Source organism: Flagellimonas alvinocaridis, assembly GCF_004916895.1.
Classification (GTDB): Bacteria; Bacteroidota; Bacteroidia; order Flavobacteriales; family Flavobacteriaceae; genus Flagellimonas; species Flagellimonas alvinocaridis.
On sequence record NZ_SNTZ01000112.1, the window covers coordinates 1 to 396 of the forward strand.

At 53.0% G+C, this 396-nt stretch carries 1 rRNA gene; it reads right to left on the reverse strand.

The window, feature by feature from the left end:
• Positions 1-96: 96 nt before the first annotated feature.
• Positions 97-396: ribosomal RNA gene (locus EZV76_RS17995) — 16S ribosomal RNA — on the reverse strand; the annotation flags it as partial.

Sequence of the window (396 nt, forward strand, 5' to 3'; positions counted from 1 at the left end):
GCACACCCAACGAGGACAAACACCGAACGGTCCGAAGACCGATCCGATGACATCCCGGTTTAGGTACTTGTTCGCGGGTCATGCAACTTCACAGTTTTCGACAATGATCCTTCCGCAGGTTCACCTACGGAAACCTTGTTACGACTTCTCCTTCCTCTAAATGATAAGGTTCAGTGGACTTCTCGCTACGTCGCGGGCGGCGAACCGCCCACGTCGCCTCGATCCGAACACTTCACCGGACCATTCAATCGGTAGGAGCGACGGGCGGTGTGTACAAAGGGCAGGGACGTAGTCAACGCGAGCTGATGACTCGCGCTTACTAGGAATTCCTCGTTGAAGACCAACAATTGCAATGATCTATCCCCATCACGATGAAATTTCAAAGATTACCCGGGC